This window comes from Chryseobacterium sp. GVT01B (assembly GCF_019970045.1).
In the GTDB taxonomy this organism is placed as follows: domain Bacteria; phylum Bacteroidota; class Bacteroidia; order Flavobacteriales; family Weeksellaceae; genus Chryseobacterium.
This window is the reverse complement of sequence record NZ_JAHXYI010000021.1, coordinates 1-611: the sequence shown is the minus strand read 5'-3', so window position 1 is coordinate 611 and position 611 is coordinate 1. Positions and strand designations below refer to the sequence as shown.

Genomic DNA, 611 nt, shown 5'->3' with positions numbered 1-611 from the left:
ATGAAGGATAAAGGCATCTGGAGTATTGCGTATAACTATTTGAGTTTACCTGATTCTTACTCCATTACGCAGAATAATCCATTTGGGCTTGCGATGAATATTGGATTGGATTATCTTTATCGTGCAGATGGTGTAAAAGTACGTAAGACGTATTCCAGTGCACCACCTCGTGGTCTGGCCAGCGTTACGATCACGGATTATCTTGATGGTTTCCAGTATAATTATTTTGAGGGAGGGGGAATCTGTATCACGTGCCGTACGGAGAATGCTTATGAACAGCAGGCATACAAAGGTATTATTGATCCCGGTACAATTACCCCGCAATGGAAGCTTGATTTTGTACATACTGCGGAAGGAGTTTACAGTTTCGCAGAAAACCGCTATATTTATCAGTACAAAGACCACCTTGGAAATACGAGGGTGAGTTTTGGAAAAGACAGCACAGGTGCTCTTGAAGTTACTGATACCAACAACTATTATGCATTTGGTTTAAACCATATCTCAGGAGGGTTGAGTAATTCTTATTTCGGAAGTTATAAGTCTTACAAGTATAATGGTAAGGAATTACAGGAAACAGGCTTTTTTGATTATGGAGCAAGGATGTATATGCC

1 pseudogene is annotated in these 611 nt (G+C 40.1%); it reads left to right on the top strand.

The annotated features are described in order from the left end of the window. A pseudogene (locus LC457_RS23270) lies at window positions 1–611 on the top strand (RHS repeat-associated core domain-containing protein); the annotation flags it as partial.